The organism is Pandoraea sp. PE-S2T-3 (genome assembly GCF_002179965.1).
Classification (GTDB): Bacteria; Pseudomonadota; Gammaproteobacteria; order Burkholderiales; family Burkholderiaceae; genus Pandoraea.
On record NZ_NGUQ01000007.1, the window covers coordinates 253,852 to 272,267 of the forward strand.

The 18,416-nt window shown below is 63.2% G+C and carries 14 protein-coding genes; 1 reads left to right on the plus strand and 13 read right to left on the minus strand.

The genetic code is table 11. The features are described 5' to 3' along the window. Window positions 1-19: 19 nt before the first annotated feature. The 13 genes from CDV46_RS03240 to gatC form a co-directional block, all read right to left on the minus strand. The gene (locus CDV46_RS03240; RefSeq protein WP_087721777.1) at window positions 20-1,744 is read right to left on the minus strand and encodes a GspE/PulE family protein; all 1,725 of its coding nucleotides are present in this window, start codon (window positions 1,742-1,744) and stop codon (window positions 20-22) included. After that, window positions 1,728-2,180: a hypothetical protein gene (locus tag CDV46_RS03245; RefSeq protein ID WP_140413282.1), complete on the minus strand. Its 453-nt coding sequence runs from the start codon at window positions 2,178-2,180 to the stop codon at window positions 1,728-1,730. Before CDV46_RS03245 ends, CDV46_RS03240 begins: the two co-directional genes overlap by 17 nt. Beyond that, the gene (gene pilO2, locus CDV46_RS03250) at window positions 2,170-3,459 is read right to left on the minus strand and encodes a type 4b pilus protein PilO2 (protein WP_087721778.1); all 1,290 of its coding nucleotides are present in this window, start codon (window positions 3,457-3,459) and stop codon (window positions 2,170-2,172) included. Before pilO2 ends, CDV46_RS03245 begins: the two co-directional genes overlap by 11 nt. Window position 3,460: 1 nt before the next feature. Further along, window positions 3,461-5,218 (minus strand): secretin N-terminal domain-containing protein, encoded by a 1,758-nt coding sequence (locus tag CDV46_RS03255; protein WP_140413283.1) that lies wholly within the window; start codon window positions 5,216-5,218, stop codon window positions 3,461-3,463. 50 nt (window positions 5,219-5,268) lie between these two features. Beyond that, window positions 5,269-5,784, minus strand: a complete 516-nt coding sequence (locus CDV46_RS03260) for a toxin co-regulated pilus biosynthesis Q family protein (protein ID WP_087721780.1) — start codon at window positions 5,782-5,784, stop codon at window positions 5,269-5,271. A gap of 40 nt (window positions 5,785-5,824) precedes the next feature. Continuing rightward, on the minus strand, window positions 5,825-6,466 hold the full coding sequence (locus CDV46_RS03265; RefSeq protein ID WP_087721781.1) for a type II secretion system protein: 642 nt from the start codon (window positions 6,464-6,466) through the stop codon (window positions 5,825-5,827). Between the two features lie 519 nt (window positions 6,467-6,985). Next, complete coding sequence (locus tag CDV46_RS03270; RefSeq protein ID WP_087721782.1) at window positions 6,986-10,162, minus strand: efflux RND transporter permease subunit; 3,177 nt, start codon at window positions 10,160-10,162, stop codon at window positions 6,986-6,988. Continuing rightward, on the minus strand, window positions 10,159-11,562 hold the full coding sequence (locus CDV46_RS03275; RefSeq protein WP_087690384.1) for an efflux RND transporter periplasmic adaptor subunit: 1,404 nt from the start codon (window positions 11,560-11,562) through the stop codon (window positions 10,159-10,161). The genes CDV46_RS03270 and CDV46_RS03275 overlap by 4 nt, the downstream gene beginning before the upstream one ends. Before the next feature lie 203 nt (window positions 11,563-11,765). Further along, a complete protein-coding gene (locus CDV46_RS03280) occupies window positions 11,766-12,572 on the minus strand; it encodes a polyphosphate kinase 2 family protein (protein WP_058376798.1) in 807 nt (268 codons plus the stop codon). A gap of 224 nt (window positions 12,573-12,796) precedes the next feature. Beyond that, the gene (gene gatB, locus CDV46_RS03285) at window positions 12,797-14,269 is read right to left on the minus strand and encodes an Asp-tRNA(Asn)/Glu-tRNA(Gln) amidotransferase subunit GatB (RefSeq protein WP_087690386.1); all 1,473 of its coding nucleotides are present in this window, start codon (window positions 14,267-14,269) and stop codon (window positions 12,797-12,799) included. A 117-nt stretch (window positions 14,270-14,386) separates the two neighbouring features. Further along, window positions 14,387-14,887 (minus strand): hypothetical protein, encoded by a 501-nt coding sequence (locus CDV46_RS03290; protein ID WP_087690388.1) that lies wholly within the window; start codon window positions 14,885-14,887, stop codon window positions 14,387-14,389. A 2-nt stretch (window positions 14,888-14,889) separates the two neighbouring features. After that, window positions 14,890-16,380, minus strand: coding sequence for an Asp-tRNA(Asn)/Glu-tRNA(Gln) amidotransferase subunit GatA (gatA, locus tag CDV46_RS03295; RefSeq protein ID WP_087721783.1), 1,491 nt, complete (start codon window positions 16,378-16,380; stop codon window positions 14,890-14,892). Window positions 16,381-16,497: 117 nt separating this feature from the next. After that, entirely contained in the window at window positions 16,498-16,797 is a 300-nt protein-coding gene (gene gatC / locus CDV46_RS03300) for an Asp-tRNA(Asn)/Glu-tRNA(Gln) amidotransferase subunit GatC (RefSeq protein ID WP_058376796.1), read from the minus strand. A 549-nt stretch (window positions 16,798-17,346) separates the two neighbouring features. On the opposite strand from gatC, the gene CDV46_RS03305 reads away from it, so the two are divergent. After that, window positions 17,347-18,390 carry a rod shape-determining protein gene (locus tag CDV46_RS03305; protein ID WP_010805637.1) on the plus strand — a complete coding sequence of 348 codons (1,044 nt, stop codon included), beginning with the start codon at window positions 17,347-17,349 and terminating at the stop codon, window positions 18,388-18,390. Window positions 18,391-18,416 lie beyond the last annotated feature (26 nt).

The window sequence follows — 18,416 nt, forward strand, 5'->3', positions numbered from 1 at the left end:
AGAAAGCGGCCGCGACGACTCACACACTCGCGAGTCGTCGCGGCGTCGTGGCTGTCGGCGCGGTGGCTTGGGGAAGGTGATACTTCTTCAATTTGTAGAAAGACGCTTCGATGTCGCGCGGGTCGATGCGTCCCTGTGACATCTTGTAAATCGCATGCTCGATGGCGGTCTTGCCCGTCATGTCCGGGCTGGTGAGATCGCCGTTGTGACTCGCGCGCCATTGCCGCTCGGCTTCCCAAAAATGCGACTCGCGCAGCAGATCGAGCATGTCGTCGGTCAACTCACAGACCTCGGCGACAACGGTTTGCCCCGCCGTACCTCGCCCCTTGCACCGCTCGCAGCCGGCCCCCTCGACGCAGACATTGGCGACATCGATACCGAGCGCCGCAATGACGTCGAGTGCGGGTGCATCGAGATTGCCGATCGCGGGCAATTTGCAGTGCTCGCACAGCACGGGGATCAGCTTCTGATACACCATCGCCGTCAAGAAGTTGGGTGACGTGACGGCCGCCAGCGGCATGCCGATCTCATCACTGACGAGGCGCGGGATGATGCCGAATGCGCTCGACGCGTGCACGGTGGAAAGCACTTGGTGGCCGGTCTCGGTCATCGACTTCGCGAACGAGCCTGTCTCCGAATCGCGGATCTCGCCGGGCATGAGCTTGTCCGGGTCCCCCCGCAGCAACACCTTGGCCGCCGCGCCGAACGCGGATTCTCCCGCACCATCTTCGGCCCGCCGCTGAATCGGAATCTGCGTCATGTGCGGCTGGATGTACTCAACCGGGTCTTCGATGGAGAAAAATTTCTTGCCCGAGTCGCGCTCGTACATCATCAGCGTGCGAAGCGTCGTGGATTTCCCCGACCCGGTTTCCCCTGCAATGATCGTGAGACCCGGGCTGCGATGCACAGCGTCTTCGAGCACTTCGACTTGATCATCGGAATAGCCGAGTTGCGAGAGCGAGAGCACATCGCCTTCCACCGCTTCATTAAGAAGCAGACGCAGCACCACATCCACGCCGCGATTCTCCTTCACGCTCTGGAATCGCAATTGATATTTGCGCTGGCGAATGGAGAGCGGAATCGAACAGCTTTGATGCTGATCTTCATCGAAGTGGTTGTGACTGCGGCTGCTCGGATCGGCCCGGGAGTTGTACGCGGCGGACACCGCGTCAAGCATCGCGTGATAGTCGCGCGAGAGCCGGTCGCTGTCGCCGGTCACGCGCAGCTTGCCGTGAATGCGCATGCGCACCTTCACGTGTTGCCCGTCGCGAAATTCGAAGTGGATGTCTGACGTACCGGCTTCGACCGCCTTCTCGATGAGCAGATCGAAGTTGCGATAGGCCCCGGTGCGTTGCTCGTCGGATCGGCCATCGTCATCGTCTTGCTGCTGCAACTGCGACTGCATGAGCAGAATTTCTTCGGTGGTGCCGACATAGATGCCTTCGAGATCGAGGCGATGCGTGGCGCGCACCGCCTGATCGAAGCGTTCGAGCAAATCGGAGCCCTGCATGCGCACAAAGGTCGTGTGCTCGATCAGCACCAGAAACAGTCGTGGCTTCATCGCCACCAGCACGAGCGAGCCTTGCTCCGCGCCGGCAAGCGTCAGGCCGAGATCCTGACGCCAGCCGAACGTCTGGATATCCTCGGAGCGTAGATCGGCGACGGGGCGGGCGACGGGGCGCGTGCCGCTACGTCCGTTCGCTCGCGCCCACGCGACGCGAAGACGTTCACCGATTGTCGCCATCGTGCCGCCCTTGTGCAGCGTGCTGGACAGCTAAGGCATCAGGCAGCAGCAAACGCGCGGGCTTGCCATGCCGTTTCACGTCGACGAAATCGTCACCGATGCTCACTACCTGCCAGTCGCCGACGTGATCACCGCGCTTCACCGTGTGGCCGAAGCGGCCGTCGACGCGCAGGTACGCAACGGTAGTGTTTTCCACCCCCTGTATGAACAGCAACTCGGGCGGCGAGTCCACCCGGGCGGGCTTGCTTGCTACATCGGGGGCAATGCCGTCCGGCGATTGTCCATTGCCAGCCGCCTTATCCTCCTGTGCATCTTGCGATGCCTTGAGGTGGGCGCGCGCAAACGCATCGATATTCTCTTCGGCATGCGCAGGCGTGGACAATACGGCAGCAAATGCCACCGCGAGCCGTACGAGATGACGTGATCTAGTGGACATAGTAGGTGCCTTGAGCGGTGAAGACGGGTTTGCCGTCGCTGATGTCGATCTTCACGTCACGCAGCGACATGTTGCCCGCGCGCATCATCAGACCGGCGACCGAATCGAGAAATGCGAGATGACCGGCCATCTGCCATTCGCCCTTGGCAATGGATGGCGGCACGTCTTTCCCGGCCGCCGCCGTTGGTGGTGGCTTCACCAGCGGTTCGGCCATCGTGAGCGAGATATCCATGCCGTAGTCGCCCAGCGCCTGCAAGCGCGCGCCGGCCGTGCGGAGAAACTGATTGCGGGGAATCGGCGTGACGCGGGCGTCGGCGGCGGCATCTGCGTCCTGCCCGTCGTCGGTGATCGCCACGACCTCTTTCGCGTGGTCCAGATCGACGATCATCGCGTCGGGCCGCTGTGAAAGCAGCAAATCGAACGTGCCGCCTTCCTTTCGCCGCCAGTCGATGCTGCAACGTGCTGCATTGCACTCGATGCTCGCCGGACGCCATCCCCCAGCACTCGCCGGGAGTGCCTGCACCACCGACTGCACACGCTGTGCATAATCTGCACCGAAGGCAAACGGCTCGGCGGCAATGGCCCGTGCGAGCGAACGCTTGTAAGCATCGACCGGATCGACCCGATTCGCGGCGGCCCGTTGTTGTTGTTGCAGATCGTCGTACCAAGACCAGCCCAGCCAGCCCGCGCCACCAAGTCCCGCGACGATCAGCAGCGCCACGGCAGCGATGGCCAGTTCTCTCGCGGGCAGCGGCTTGCGCACGAGTTGCAGCCGCGCTTCAGCAGGCCGCTCGCGGCGCACATGCTCGGCGATGGCATCAAGGGAGAGCGAAACGTCGGGGGGTGGCAAATCGGCCAATTCCATACCGGCAATCTTCACCGGCCCTTCGACTTCCGCCGTCCATCCCGCGAGACGCGCCTTCAGATGCGCAAGCGGCAGCACGGTATCGATGTCGGGGCGGCGGTCTCGCAGCGTAACGAACAGGGCGGCCGAAGGGTCATCCGGATCGGCATGGACGAAAGCGACATTCGCGCCGTCGACCATCTGCCCTAGCACGGCCGCAAGCGCATAGCGATCGGGGACCGCCTCGTCTTTTGACGCAACGGGCAGTGACATGAGCCCTACGGTGCGGGTGCCGGAGCCATCATCGGCCACAGCGAAGTGCGACGCATCACGGCTTCGGGCGAGGCCGCGAATCTCCGTCGGCTCCTTCTGCAAACCGATGAGCGTCTCCCACTGCGCGCCGACGACGAGATGATTGGAGAGTGCGCGTGTCATCTCACACGCCCTCGGTCAGTTCCGGCGAGATCACGATGACGACCTCGTTCACCCGCTGGCGCGCTTCTTTCGTACCGCCCTCGTAAGCAAAGATGCCGTCGCGGTCGGTGCTGTCGTCCTTGCGCCGGAAGCCGCTGAGCACCAGCGTATCGCCCGACTTCAGCGACGCGCGCTGCATCGTCTGAATCGATGCCGTCAACGGCAGTTGCATGAACGTGCCTGTGCCCAAACCGTCGTCGTGGCGGGCTTTATCGTCTTCGTCCTTGTCGCCGTCGACGGCCACCTTCACATCCTTTCCATCGACGCTGACGCTTGTACCGCCGCCCTTGCCCCCGGCGTCGCTGCCGCTCGGCGCCTCTTTGCCGGTGCGTAGATTGATCTTCTCGAGCTTCTTCAGATCGGACATATCGATCTGCACCTGCAACATCACGCTGCGGTTATCCATGACAGTGGGCAGCAAATTCATCACGAAACCCGTCGTCAGCACGGACTGCTCTGCGGTCACGACAGCCTGGCCGCCGTAGTTGCCGGGTGTCATGCTGGTCTGCGCGACGAAGCCCTGATTCTGCGTCACGGCGACTGGCGCGGGTTGATTGTTCAGCGTGACGACGGTCGTATCGATGATGGCGCTAACACGTCCCTGCTGACTGAGCGCCTTGATGAACGCCGTGGACCCGGCCAGCACGCCGCGAGGAATCTTGCTCACGCTCAAGCCACCCTTGCGTGCCATCAGCGCGCCGCCGAGCGCCGGGCCGCCTAGTCCTGCAACCAATCCACCGGCCGATTGATAGACCAGATTCCAGTCGATACCCGCCGCCGAGTTTTCTTCGAGCGTGACGGAGTACACCTGCACGCGCAGCTTGACCTGGCGGCCCAGCACGGCATTCTCGGCGTCGATGTATCGCTTCACGCGTTCCATGACTTCTGCGGTGTCGGTGACGACAAGCGAGCTCGTGACCACCGACGGCGTGACGCGACCGCCATCGGAGAGCATGTCGGAGACAGTCTTGACGAGATCGGCCCAGTAATCGAGTTTGGACTCCGTCGTCACCTTGGCGTCGGCATTGAAGTCGAGTTTGACGCCACCGGCCGAACCACCGCCACCGCTCCCGCCCGAAGCGCCCCGATCCGCCTTCATCTCCGACTTCTTGCCCACCGATGCACTGAACGTCGAACTCCCCGGCATCATCTTGATCTGGAAGCTTCGCGTGACGTAGCGAGTGAACTGCACGACACCATTGCGATACGACCAGTGCGTGCCCGAGCGATACGCGACGGTGTCGAGCAGGCCGGACAACGTGCCGTTGTAGTGCAGCGGCACGGCGGGTTCGCCGCTGTCCGTGCAATTCATCTGGAAGAGTTTTGACGCGCCACCGCCACCACGGCTGCCGCCTCGCCCCGAACCGCCGCCGTCGTCGCACGACACATCCGCCGCGACGCGAATCGTCAGCCCATTGCCGCGCGCGATCTGCCCGAGCACGACCGACATGGCGAGGGGTGCTCCGGTGGAAAAGCGGACGTTACGTTTGAAGAAATCAGGGAGGGATTCGGTGGCTTCGATCGCCACGGAATGTCTGGCGAGCCACGCGCCGTCGACGTGCTCGATGGCGCGAATCGGTATAGCGGATTTTGCGTCGATTGCCGTGCGCACGGCTTGCTGTGCCTGCGTGACGTTCGCGTCGGTCTTGCCGAGCATTCCCGGCGTACCGCACGCCGCCAGTAACGTGATGGCGCACAATACGCCGAGTCGCTTTCTCATGGGTTGCTGGTCTTTGTTATGGTGGGCTGCCGTGTGACGCACGACCAACGTTATTGCGTGGCGTGCACGACGCGCAGCACGCGATTGGCCTCGTAGACTTTCACGCGAATCGGTGCGTCGCTGTTTTGCAGCGACAGCACCACCTGCTCGATGATGCCGAGGAAATCACCCGTGAACGTCGCGGGATACTCGATAGGGAAATCGCGTTCGATTTCCCATGCGAGTTGCCAGCCGTTGGCCTCGGCGTAACGCTTGATGGCTTGCGAAACACGGCCGTCGGAGGGTTGTATGGCGAGCAATTTCTCGAGAGGACCCGCAAGCCCGCCGGCTGGGAGCGTGTCGTTATCCACTGGCGTGTCGCGAGTTCGAGCAACCGCATCACGCGCATCGACTGTCAATGCGGGTAACGGCAGCGCCGCGAGACGGGCGGTTGCCACCAACGGCCGGTGAATCGGGAGCGACGCTGCGATCGAAGTAGACGGCACTTCCTCGTGCGCCACCACGACCGTCGATCCGAACACCGAAAGCGCCGACAAGACTACGAAGTCAAGCTTGGGACGGCTCATGCTCTCTTGCCTCCAATTCTTGTCTGAGAAAATGCGGTGCTCAGCCCGCCAGGGTGAACTCAAGATCGGCTCGGGTCGCTGGGGTGTCAGCCGGGGTAGTACCTGAGTTATCGGTGGTCAACTCGCAACGCGCGTTAGCCAACGTCATCGAATCGGCAAGTGTGATGGCGGGCCCTTTAACGGGCGTTCCGTTGATCGAGAGCGTCGCAAAGGTAGGCATCATTTTTGCCGCGAACTCCCGGCATTGCTCCGTCGGATAACCCGCTGACGTCACTTGTATGCCGCTCGACGGAAACGTGCCACTACCTCCCGCCACGCCCTGCACTGTTACAGCGCCACCGAATCGATTCAATATATCCGTGCCGCTTCTGTTGAACCCGTCCATCACACCGGCAGAGACAATGTCTGCTTGATTCGTACCCGTCGCAACGAGACGCCCCGTCGCTACCGCGTTCTGCACCGCCAGCGAGGCCATCTGCCAGTCCTTGAGCTCCTGCGTCAGCTTCACGCTGGCCATCAGTCTCGGCACCCCTACCATCGCCCCGGCCATGATCAACCCCATCACCGCCACGGCGACCGCCAGTTCCACCAGCGTCACGCCGCGTTGACGGCGCTTGTTCAGGCGCTGCGTCATCTTCGTTTTGAATTGTGCGAGCGCACCTGCATTCACTTGCATAGCCATAAGTCCTCGTCCGAGATCAGAAGTTATTGAGAGGGGAAAGATTCGAAGCGCCGCAGAATTCGCCTTCGCAACGACAGGGCCGATTTATGCCTGAAGGCGATTCGCCGCGTTGTCGGGTGCAGACCGCGTCTTTAGCAAATTGACAATCCGCACAGGCGTGAAAACGCCCATTCACATGCGGTTTCCGATAGGGGATGTCACTCGGCCGAAGCGACCTGAATCGTCGCGTTCTCCCGCCCGATCTAGGCGAGACAGCGAGAGGCGTGGGGAAAGTCGTCAAGTCGAATTCGACGACATTAGGAATCGAACCAACCGCAGAACGAGTATTCGCGGCGGAAGGCGTTTTCGCCCCGATTCAGCGGTTTCACAAGCCACGTTGCATGGCCTGTCTTCGCACTACTGATGAAATTTCCGATGCCGTTCGAATGCAACTCACAACGTCGTCAACAAAAATGGCGGCAGATCACACGACAACGTCGCGCCACCTGCCGCCATCTTTAACCGTCGAACTTCAGAGCGTCAGTGCGCGCCCGCCGCCTGACGCTCGGCATGCTCGGCTCGCGCCACGCCATGTCCGGTATCGGCATCGGTATCGGCATCGCTGCCATCGCCGCCGCCATCGTTCGCCGCCCGATCCCCCGGCAGCACCAGCGGCCCCTTCCCGGCAAACCGGTCGAGATAGAGATAAATCACCGGCGTGATGTACAGCGTAATCACCTGCGAGAACAACAAGCCACCGACCACCGCCAGCCCCAGCGGCTGACGCAATTCCGCGCCCGCCCCCAAGCCCAACGCGATCGGCAGCGCGCCCATCAGCGCCGCCAGCGTGGTCATCATGATCGGCCGGAAGCGCAGCGCGCACGCCTGCCGGATCGCCTGATCGGGCGTCATGCCGCCGTTTCGCTGCGCATCGAGGGCGAAGTCGATCATCATGATGGCGTTCTTCTTCACGATGCCGATGAGCATCAAGATACCGATCACCGCAATCAGCGACAGATCCATGCCGAAGAGCCGCAGCGTCAACAACGCGCCGACCGCTGCCGACGGCAAGCCCGCCAGAATCGTGAGCGGATGGATGTAGCTCTCGTAGAGCACACCAAGCAGCACGTAAATCACCAGCAACGCGCCCACCAGCAACACCACCTGACTCGACTGCGACGCCTGGAACGCCGCCGCATCGCCGCCCCAGCTCGTGATGATGCTCGGGGGGAAACCGAGTTGACGCTGGAAGCCGACGATCTTCTTCGACGCATCGCCCAGCGCCGCCCCCGGCGCAAGATTGAACGACAGCGTGACCGCCTGCAACTGCCCTTGGTGGTTGACCGACACCGGCCCCATCTTGCGTTCTACCGTCGCCACTGCCGACAGCGGCACCAGTGCACCACCCTTGCCTCGCACGTAGATCTTGTCGAAAGCGCCTTCGTCGCGACGGTCGTTATCCGCCGCTTGCAGAATCACCTGATAGCTGTCGCTCGGCGTGTAGATCGTCGACACCTGCCGCTCGCCGAACGCGCTATACAACGCGCTGCGAATGTCACCAATCGCCACGCCCAGCGTGTTCGCCTTGTCGCGATCGATGGTGAGCTGCGCTTGCAGGCCCTTCATCTGCGCGTCGGTCGTCACGTCGCGGAAGATCGGGTCGGCACGCATCAGGTTCATCAGCTTGTCCGACCACACCTGCATCTCGCCCGGCTTCACGCTCTGCATCACGTACTGATAGCGGCTCTTGCTCTGCTTGCCGCCCAGTTGCAGGTTCTGCACCGGGTTGAAGTACACGTTCAGCCCCGGCACCTGCTTGACGTCGCGCCGCAGCGTCTCGAGCACCTCGCTCATATGCGGGCGCTCGCCGTGCGGCTTCAGGTTGATGAACATGCGGCCCTGATTGCTGTCGCTGGCCGACACGATCGCCGTATCCACAGCGGGATTCGCGCGAACGATGTCGCCCGCCTGACGCAGCAACGTCGACATGGCCGTGAACGAGATATCCTGCGCACCTTCGGCCGTCACCTGAATCTGACCGATGTCTTCGCTCGGGAAAAAGCCCTTCGGAATCGTGGCGAACAGCACCCCGGTCGCGACAAACGTCGCCCCCGCCGCGCCCATCACCCACTTGCGATTCGCCAGACACCAATCCACGCTGCGAACGTAGCGGTCCTGCACCCACACGAAACCGTCTTCAAACCATTGCGTGGCGCGCAACCCCAAGCCTTCGCTCTGCTCGTGCTTCAGATAGCGGCTGCACAGCATCGGAATCAGCGTGAGCGATACAGCGGCGGACACCAGAATCGCCAGCGACACTACCACCGCGAACTCGTGGAACATCAGCCCGATCACCCCCGGCATGAAGAAGATCGGGATGAACACGGCCACCAGCGAAATCGAGATCGAGAGAATCGTGAAGCCCATCTCGCGCGAACCGACGAGTGCCGCGCGCAGCGGCGGCACGCCGTTCTCGATGTGACGCACGATGTTCTCGAGCATCACGATGGCGTCGTCCACCACCAGCCCCACCGCCAGCGTGATGCCCAGCAGCGAGATGTTGTCGATGGAATACCCCATGCCCTTCATGAGCGCGACCGTGCCGATCAGCGACACCGGCAGCGACATCACCGGGATCATCGTGGCGGCCAGCCGGCGCAGGAACAGGAAGATCACGAGCGTGACCAGAATCACCGTGAGCCCCAGCGTGAACTGCACGTCGTCGATGGATTCGCGAATCGACACCGAACGGTCGTTGAGCAACTTGACCTGAATCGACTGCGGCATCTGCTCGGCCAGACGCGGCAGCGCGGCCTTGACCTGATCGACCGTCGCCACCGTGTTCGCATTGGGCTGGCGCAGCACGGCCAGCACGATCGAGCGCTCGCCATTGACCCAGCTGCCGGTCTTGACCGATTCGACGCTGTCTTGCACTTCGGCCACATCGCGCAGGTAGACCGGGCTGCCGTTCACGCTCGCAATGATCAGGTTCGCGAACTGGTCGGCCTTGGTCATCTGGCGGTTGGCTTCGATGGTCAGCGTCTGGCGGCTGCCGTCGAGCGTCCCCACGGGGCTGTTGGCGTTGGCCGAGGCCAGCGCGCGGGCCACATCGTCAAGTGTGAGCTTGCGGGCGGCGAGCGCATCGGGACGCGCCTTCACGCGCACGGCAAAGCGTTTCTGCCCGAAGATCAGCACCTGCGCGACGCCGGGCAGCGTGGAGAGCGTGGGCGAGACGAGGTTTTCGGCGTAATCGTCGAGTTCGGCCAGCGACATCGACGGCGAATTCATCGCGAGGAAGAGAATCGGCGCGTCGGCCGGGTTCACCTTGCGATACGACGGCGGTGTGGTCATCTCTACCGGCAGCTTTCGCTGCGCACGGAAGAGCGCGGCCTGCACGTCGACGGCGGCGGCGTCGATATCGCGGTCGCTATCGAATTCGATGATGATCGAGGTCGTGCCCTGCGTATTGGTCGAACTGATGACCGCGACGCCCGCAATCGTCGAGAACTGTTTTTCCATCGGCGCCGCAACGGACGCCGCCATCGTCTCCGGACTCGCCCCGGGCAGCGTCGCGGTGACCTGAATCACCGGCGAGTTGTAGCTCGGCAAGGCCGAGATCGGAATCTGTCCGTAAGCGATCAACCCGGCGACGACCGCTGCCACACACAGCAGAATCGTCATCACCGGCCGGCGGATACATAGTTCGGAGAGGTTCATGGCGTGCTCTTCGGCGAGGTGGCGTCAGCGGTACGCACTTCGGCCGACGTGGCGGTTGCTGCCGTGTTCGCTCTGGCGCTCGCGGCTTCGCCACCGGCAGCGGCGGCCTTCGTCGCATCCTTCGTCGGCGTCGTCTGCGGCGTCGCGTCGCCACCTTCGCGCGATGCGACCACCGTCACCTTGTTACCGGGCCGCAGGTTCTCCGCGCCCTCCTGCACCACGCGTGCGCCTGCGGGCACGCCTTCGACGACCGCGAGCTTCGCTTCCACGTAGCCGACCTTCACCGGCTTTGCGCTCACCTTCCCGTCGGCACCGATCACATAGACGAACTTGCCGTCCGGGCCGGTCTGCACCGCTTGCGGCGGCACCACGCTGGCCTGCTTCAGAATGCGGCCGATCACGGCGATGTTCAGATACATCCCCGGCCACAACTTCGCGTCGCGGTTGTCGTACGCCGCCTTCAGGCGAATCGTGCCGGTCTGCGAGTCCACCGCGTTGTCGATGAAGCTGAGTTGGCCGGTCGCCGTCATCCCCGTCGTGCCCAGCGTGGCGGTCACCGCCACCGGGCCACCGGCGCGCGCCGCCTGCAATTCGGCCAGTGCACCTTCCGGCAGCGTGAAGCTGATGTCGATCGGATCGAGTTGGGTAATGGTCACGAGCGCCGCGCCGCCCGGCGTCACGAGACTGCCCGGGTGCACGTTGATGGCACCGGTACGGCCGTCGATCCCCGCGCGAATCTGGTTGTAGTCGACCGCGACCTGACTGGCCGAGATGGCTGCACGGTCGGCCGCGACCTGCGCGGTGAGGCTGTCGACGCCGCTTTGCGCCGTGTCGAGCGCGCTTTGCGAGACGAAGTGTTCGGCGATCAACTGCTTCGTGCGTGCCAGCGTGCGGCGTGCGTTGGCCAGATCGGCTTCGTCCTTGGTGAGTTGTGCCTGCACCTTCTTGAGGTTGGCCTCGTCCATGCGGGCGTCGAGCGAGAACAGCAGTTGCCCGGCCTTGACGGAGTCGCCTTCCTTGATATGCACCTGACGGATGATGCTGGAGATCTGCGGGCGCACTTCGATGGTCTGGCGCGCGGTGACCGTACCGTTTGCCACCAGCCGCACGGGCACGTCACGTACGTCGACCGTGGCCGCCGTCACCGACGGGGCGAGCGCCGCCTTGACCGGCTTCTCGGCGCCGCGCGAGCGCAGCCAAGCCCCGGCCCCTGCCACCACCACGACCGCCAGGACGGCGATCACCCAACGGCGGGGGCGCTTGTTACCCGATGTGTTACCCGATTTGCCGCCCGAAGCCGTTTCGCTTGCCGTGGCCGCACCGTGGCCGGCCTGCGGTTGATGGGCGGCAGCCTTGTCCCCCGCCACCGGCAATGGCCGGCGGGCGTTCTCGTCACTCATCTTCTTCCCCGTTTCCCCATGCGGCGCGATCCGTTCGACCTGTTCGATCTATTCGACAGGTTCGATACGCCCATTCAGCACGACAGGCCCCCGCCCGTCCGGCTGCGCCGGTTTCTTCTATTAAAACGGCCGTGGTTTCCCACGGCCGCTCACGTCACCTCAACACCACTTGTTTCGCTATTCGACCCCGACCCTGCAAGGTTTCATTCCACCTTCATGCCCGTCAATTCGGGTCTTGCCGGTGGATAGGACAACTTGAGGTCAGTCAGTGCTTGCACCAGCAACTCTGCCACCATCAGGTTACGGTGGCGTTTCGAGTCGGAAGGCACGATATACCACGGCGCATTTTCCGTCGAGGTCGCCGATAAAGCCGCTTCGTACGCCTTGGTGTATTGCGGCCAGAAGCTGCGCTCCTTGAGGTCGCCCAGCTCGAATTTCCAGTGCTTGTTCGGGTCGTCGATACGCTCCTGCAAGCGCTTGCGCTGCTCCTCGTTCGAGATATGCAGGAAGCACTTGATGATGGTCGTGTTGTTATCGACCAGCAGTTGTTCGAAATTGTTGATGTGGGTGTAGCGGCGCTTGCACTCGTCGGCATCGATCCAGTCGTGCACGCGCGTGATCAGCACGTCTTCGTAGTGGCTGCGATTGAAGATGGCCAGCTCGCCCGCGGCGGGCACCACCATGTGCACGCGCCAGAGGAAGTCGCGCGCCAGCTCAATGGGCGTGGGTGACTTGAAGTTGGCCACGCGAATGCCCAGCGGGTCCACGTTCTGGAACACGGCGCGAATGGTGCCGTCCTTGCCGCTGGTGTCCATGCCTTGCAGCACGAGCAGCACCCGGTGCTTGCTGTTGGCATGCAGGATGGTCTGCAACTCGTCGAGCTTGGCGGCGAGTTCCGCCAACCGCTCCTTGTCGTCGTCCTTGCTATCGCCCGAGAACGGTTTGTCGGCCGGATCGTAGTCCGACAGGTCGAGCTTCTTGCCAAACGGTACGCGGTATTTCTCGAACATCGCCAACTCCTTCGTGACAAGCGCACGCCCTTGGGGCGCCAGAGTGGCAGTATCGCGCAATTTGCGGAGGGGAGAAAAAAAGCCCGATATAAGCGAATCACGCGGGCAGATAAGGCGGGGGGGGGGGCGGGAGTTGGACCGTCAACGCAAAAGCGCGGCACCGTACCGGCTGCCGCGCTTTTCGCGTGATGCGCTGAAATTCAGACGCTCATTCAGGCACTCATTCAGGCGCCCAGCTTCTTCTTGAGCAACTCGTTGACTTGCGCCGGGTTGGCCTTGCCCTTGGTGGCCTTCATCGCCTGACCGACCAGGGCGTTGAACGCCTTTTCCTTACCGGCCCGGAATTCCTCCACCGACTTGGCGTTGGCCGCCAGCACTTCGTCGATGATCTTCTCGATCGCGCCGGTGTCGGTGATCTGCTTCAGGCCCTTCGCTTCGATGAGGCGATCGGCTGCACCGTCGTCGGTGGCGCGCTCTTCCCACATCAGTTGGAAGACTTCCTTGGCGATCTTGTTCGAGATCGTGTTGTCGGCGATACGTGCCAGCAAACCAGCCAACTGCGCGGCCGAGACCGGGCTGGCATCGATACCGATGTCTTCGCGGTTGAGCAGCGACGACAGCTCGCCCATGATCCAGTTCGCGGCCGGCTTGGCGCTGGCCGCACCGGCCTTGGCCACCACGGCTTCGAAGTAACCCGCCTGCGCCTTCGATTGCGTAAGCACGGCGGCGTCGTAATCCGACAGGCCGTATTGCTCGACAAAGCGCACTTGCATGCCGGCCGGCAGTTCAGGCAGCCCGGCACGCACACGTTCGATCCATTCGGCATCGATCACGAGCGGCATCAGGTCCGGGTCCGGGAAGTAGCGATAGTCGTGCGCGTCTTCCTTGCTGCGCATCGAACGTGTTTCCTTCTTGTCCGGGTCATACAGACGCGTTTCCTGCACGACTTTGCCGCCGTCTTCAATCAGCTCGATCTGACGGCGCACTTCGTACTGAATCGCCTCTTCGAGGAACCGGAACGAGTTCAGGTTCTTGATCTCGGCGCGCGTGCCGAATTCCTTCTGACCGACCGGGCGCACCGATACGTTGGCGTCGCAGCGGAACGAGCCTTCCTGCATGTTGCCGTCGCAAATACCCAGCCACACCACCAGACCGTGCAGCGCCTTGGCATACGCCACGGCTTCCGCCGCGCTGCGCATTTCCGGCTCGGTCACGATCTCCAGCAACGGCGTACCGGCGCGGTTCAGATCGATGCCCGTCATACCCGCAAAGTCTTCGTGCAGCGACTTGCCGGCGTCTTCCTCCAGGTGAGCACGCGTGAGCGTCACCACTTTCTCGTAGGCTTCACGCCCCGTGCGAGCGTCGGCTTCGACCTGAATCTTCAGCGAGCCGCCCTGCACCACCGGAATCTCGTACTGGCTGATCTGGTAGCCCTTCGGCAGATCGGGGTAGAAGTAATTCTTGCGCGCGAAGATGCTGCGCGACGCGATGGTCGACCCGATGGCGAGACCGAACTCGATCGCACGCTCGACGGCGCCGCGATTGAGCACGGGCAGCACGCCCGGCAGCGCCAGGTCCACCGGACACGCCTGCGTGTTGGGGGCCGCGCCGAACTGCGTCGATGCGCCCGAGAAAATCTTGGAAGCGGTGGAGAGCTGTGCGTGCGTCTCCAGACCAATAACGACTTCCCATTGCATAAGGTTCACCCTGTCTCAACTTGTCGGCACGGCGCGCTCGCCCTGCCCTTGCTGCGGGTTCGTCACCGGTATCGCCCTGCGCGATGTCCCCGGGTAACGCCCCGCCTGTTCGTCAAATTACCGACGCGTGTCCGCCGCGCAAACGCCCGAATGCGGATCGAAACTCACCGGCCACGCATTCTCGTAGACGCCCGCCGTGCAATACGCCTCGCAGTTCGCGTGGCCGATCGTCACGTTGCCCGGGTCTTGCCAGATCAGCAGCTTGCAACTGCCGCTGTTGGCGCGCAACTCGATACTCGGGCGCGACTGCGTCTGGTGGAAGTCCGCCAGATTGAAGTGGCAACTGCCGCGCTGGCCCACCCACAAGCGCCAGTCGAGGGCCTGCACTTGATTGGCCGACACCTTCAACGTCGCCTGCTCGCGAAAACCGTCTTCATCCGTCTGCGAGCAATAGCCCGACAGATTGATTTCGCGGTACGCAATTGGCGTAGGGCGGCTGAACGGCAGGCTGCACGACGCGAGCGTGAGCACGGTCGCGGCCAACCCGGCCAATGCCGCCCAACGGCGGGCCTGCGAAGTCACGACGCTCACGACGCTCACAACGCGCTGGCGGGCCATCGTTATACGCCTGCCGGCGCGCGCTTGTGCCAGTCGGTCGCGCGCTGGAACGCGTCGGCCACTTGCAGCAGGCGGGCTTCGTCGAAGTAGTTGCCGATCATTTGCAGACCGACCGGACGCGATTCGCGGCCCTGTCCCACCGGCAGGCTCATGCCCGGCAGACCGGCCAGACTCACCGACAGCGTGTAGATATCGGCCAGATACATCTGCACCGGGTCGGCGCTCTTCTCACCGAGGTTCCACGCGACCGACGGCGCCACCGGGCCCATGATCACGTCGCACTGGGCAAATGCGTTCTGGAAGTCCTGCGCGATCAGGCGGCGAATCTTCTGCGCTTGCAGGTAGTACGCGTCGTAGTAGCCATGCGAGAGCACATACGCGCCCACCAGAATGCGGCGCTTCACTTCGGTGCCGAAGCCTTCGGCACGCGACTTCTTGTACATGTCGAGCAGATCGCCGTACTCGGCCGCGCGATGGCCGAAACGCACGCCATCGAAGCGCGACAGGTTCGACGAGGCTTCCGCCGGGGCGAGTACGTAATAAACGGGAATCGACAGCTCGGTCTTCGGCAACGTCACCGGCACGCGCACGGCACCGAGCTTCTCGAATTCGACCAGCGCGTTGTCGATGGCTTCGCGCACGTCGGCGTCGAGCCCTTCACCGAAGTACTCAGCCGGCAGACCGATACGCAGACCGGCGAGCGGCTTGTCGGCGGTGGCGCCGTCGAGCGGCTTGCCCAGACCGCGGGCGAAGTCCTCGTCGGCGCGCTCCAGACTGGTGGAATCACGCGCGTCGAAACCGGCCATGCCGTTGAGCATCCACGCGCAGTCTGCGGCGCTATGGCCGAACGGGCCGCCCTGATCGAGCGACGACGCGAAGGCGATCATGCCGTAACGCGACACGCGGCCATACGTCGGCTTGATGCCGGTCACACCGCAGAACGCGGCCGGCTGGCGAATCGAGCCGCCGGTGTCCGTGCCCGTGGCCACGGGCGCGAGGCGTGCCGCCACGGCGGCGGCCGAGCCACCCGACGAGCCACCGGGAACGGCGCGCTTGTCCCACGGGTTTTTCACCGGGCCGAAGTACGAGTTTTCGTTCGACGAGCCCATCGCGAACTCGTCCATATTGGTCTTGCCGAGCGTGACCATGCCGGCATCGAGCAGACGCTCGACCACGGCAGCGTCATACGGGCTGACGTAGTTTTCGAGCATGCGCGAGCCGGCGGTGCTGCGCCAGCCGCGCGTGACGAACACGTCCTTGTGCGCCACGGGAATGCCCAGCAGCGGACGGTTGGCACCCTCGCCGGCGGCGATGCGCGCATCGGCGGCACGGGCCTGCGCGAGGCTGGCCTCGGCATCGACCTGCACGAAGGCATTGAGGTCGGCGGCGTCGGCGATGCGCGACAGATAGTGTTGCGTGAGCTCGACGCTCGACACGCGCTTGGCGTCGAGCGCAGCGCGCAGGTCCTGCAAATGAATCAGATCTTGTTCCATGGTGGCGGCAATAGAGCACATGAGGGAGTGACGGAGCACGATGGGTGGGTAACACCCGCGCGCCGCAGCGTGTCGCGCGGTGACCGGACTACCCGGCGCACCGGCGCGCGGCGGTCGTCACTCGATGACCTTCGGCACCAGATAAAGGCCGTCCTGAACCGCAGGTGCCGGACGCTGATTCGCGTCGCGATCGACCACTTCGGTCACGGCATCGGTACGCAGTCGTTGGGCAACTGCTTGAATTTGCTCGATGGGATGCGCGAGGGGAGCGACGCCTGTCGTGTCGACCGACTGCATCTGCTCGACGAGCGCGAAGAAGCCGTTGAGCTCCTTTTCCATGTGAGCCGCCTCGTCATCCGCCAGCTCCAGACGTGCGAGATGGGCGATGCGTTTGACGTCGGAGAGATTCAAAGCCATGAAGAAATCCCGAAAAAATGCGCATTGGAGAGCAGCCGGATGCAGGCCTGACGCCGAAATTAGGGACAGGATGCGGAGAATGCGCGCTCGCTTTGGCGATCACGCGCGGTTTTACTCCGTGCACCGGGCTGCGCAGGAGGGCTGGCACACCGTGCCACGGGGCTTTCGGCGCGAGGGCCGGGGGAGCCGAATGTGGTGTCAACGTGCTCGTTTTTCCTGCAAAACCTGCGAAATTATAAGGTATCATTGCGCATTAAATTTGCGTCGAAGCGTGTTTTTGCACCCTTCGCCGCTGTCGCGCAGGTGGGCCACGGCAAGTCCGGGGGGCGTGACAGACGATCGCGCAGTCCAGTGGATGACCCTGACGCGACGAATTTACGAAGGCAGCCCCGCCTCCTGCCGGCACAGCATTCCTCGGTTTGTCCGCACGATTCGCGAGCCGCCGCGTGGCGCCTGGCGATTTTTTTGCGAACAGTCCGGAACCCAGATGACAGGCAGCCGTCCCAGTCACATCCCTTGGGGCGGTCTCACGCAAACACAGGATTTTGCATGTTCGGTTTTCTTCGCAGCTATTTCTCCAACGACCTGGCCATCGACCTCGGCACGGCAAACACTCTGATCTATATGCGCGGCAAGGGCGTCGTCCTCGACGAACCGTCAGTCGTTGCTATTCGTCAGGAAGGTGGCCCGAGCGGTAAGAAGACGATTCAGGCCGTCGGTAAGGAAGCCAAGCAGATGCTTGGCAAAGTACCGGGCAACATCGAGGCGATCCGCCCGATGAAGGATGGCGTTATCGCCGACTTCACGGTCACTGAACAGATGATCAAGCAGTTCATCAAGATGGCGCACGAATCGCGCCTGTTCTCGCCTTCGCCCCGCATCATCATTTGCGTACCGTGCGGTTCGACCCAGGTCGAGCGCCGCGCCATCAAGGAAGCCGCACACGGTGCCGGCGCCTCGCAGGTGTATCTCATTGAAGAGCCGATGGCTGCCGCCATCGGTGCCGGTCTGCCGGTCTCGGAAGCCACGGGCTCGATGGTCGTCGACATCGGCGGCGGCACGACCGAAGTCGGCGTTATCTCGCTGGGCGGTATCGTCTACAAGGGTTCGGTCCGCGTCGGTGGCGACAAGTTCGACGAAGCCATCGTCAATTACATCCGCCGCAACTACGGCATGCTGATCGGCGAACAGACGGCGGAAGCGATCAAGAAGGAGATCGGTTCGGCTTTCCCGGGTTCGGAAGTCAAGGAAATGGAAGTCAAGGGCCGCAACCTGTCGGAAGGCATTCCGCGCGCCTTCACGATTTCCAGCAACGAAATTCTCGAAGCCCTGACCGATCCGCTGAACCAGATCGTGTCGTCGGTGAAGATCGCCCTCGAACAGACGCCGCCGGAACTGGGCGCCGACATCGCCGAGCGCGGCATGATGCTCACGGGTGGTGGCGCACTGCTGCGTGACCTGGATCGCCTGCTCGCCGAAGAAACCGGTCTGCCGGTGCTCGTCGCCGAAGACCCGCTCACGTGCGTGGTGCGTGGCTCGGGCATGGCGCTCGAGCGTATGGACAAGCTCGGCAGCATCTTCTCCTACGAGTAAGCCAACGTGCGTGGTCCGTCGTCCGG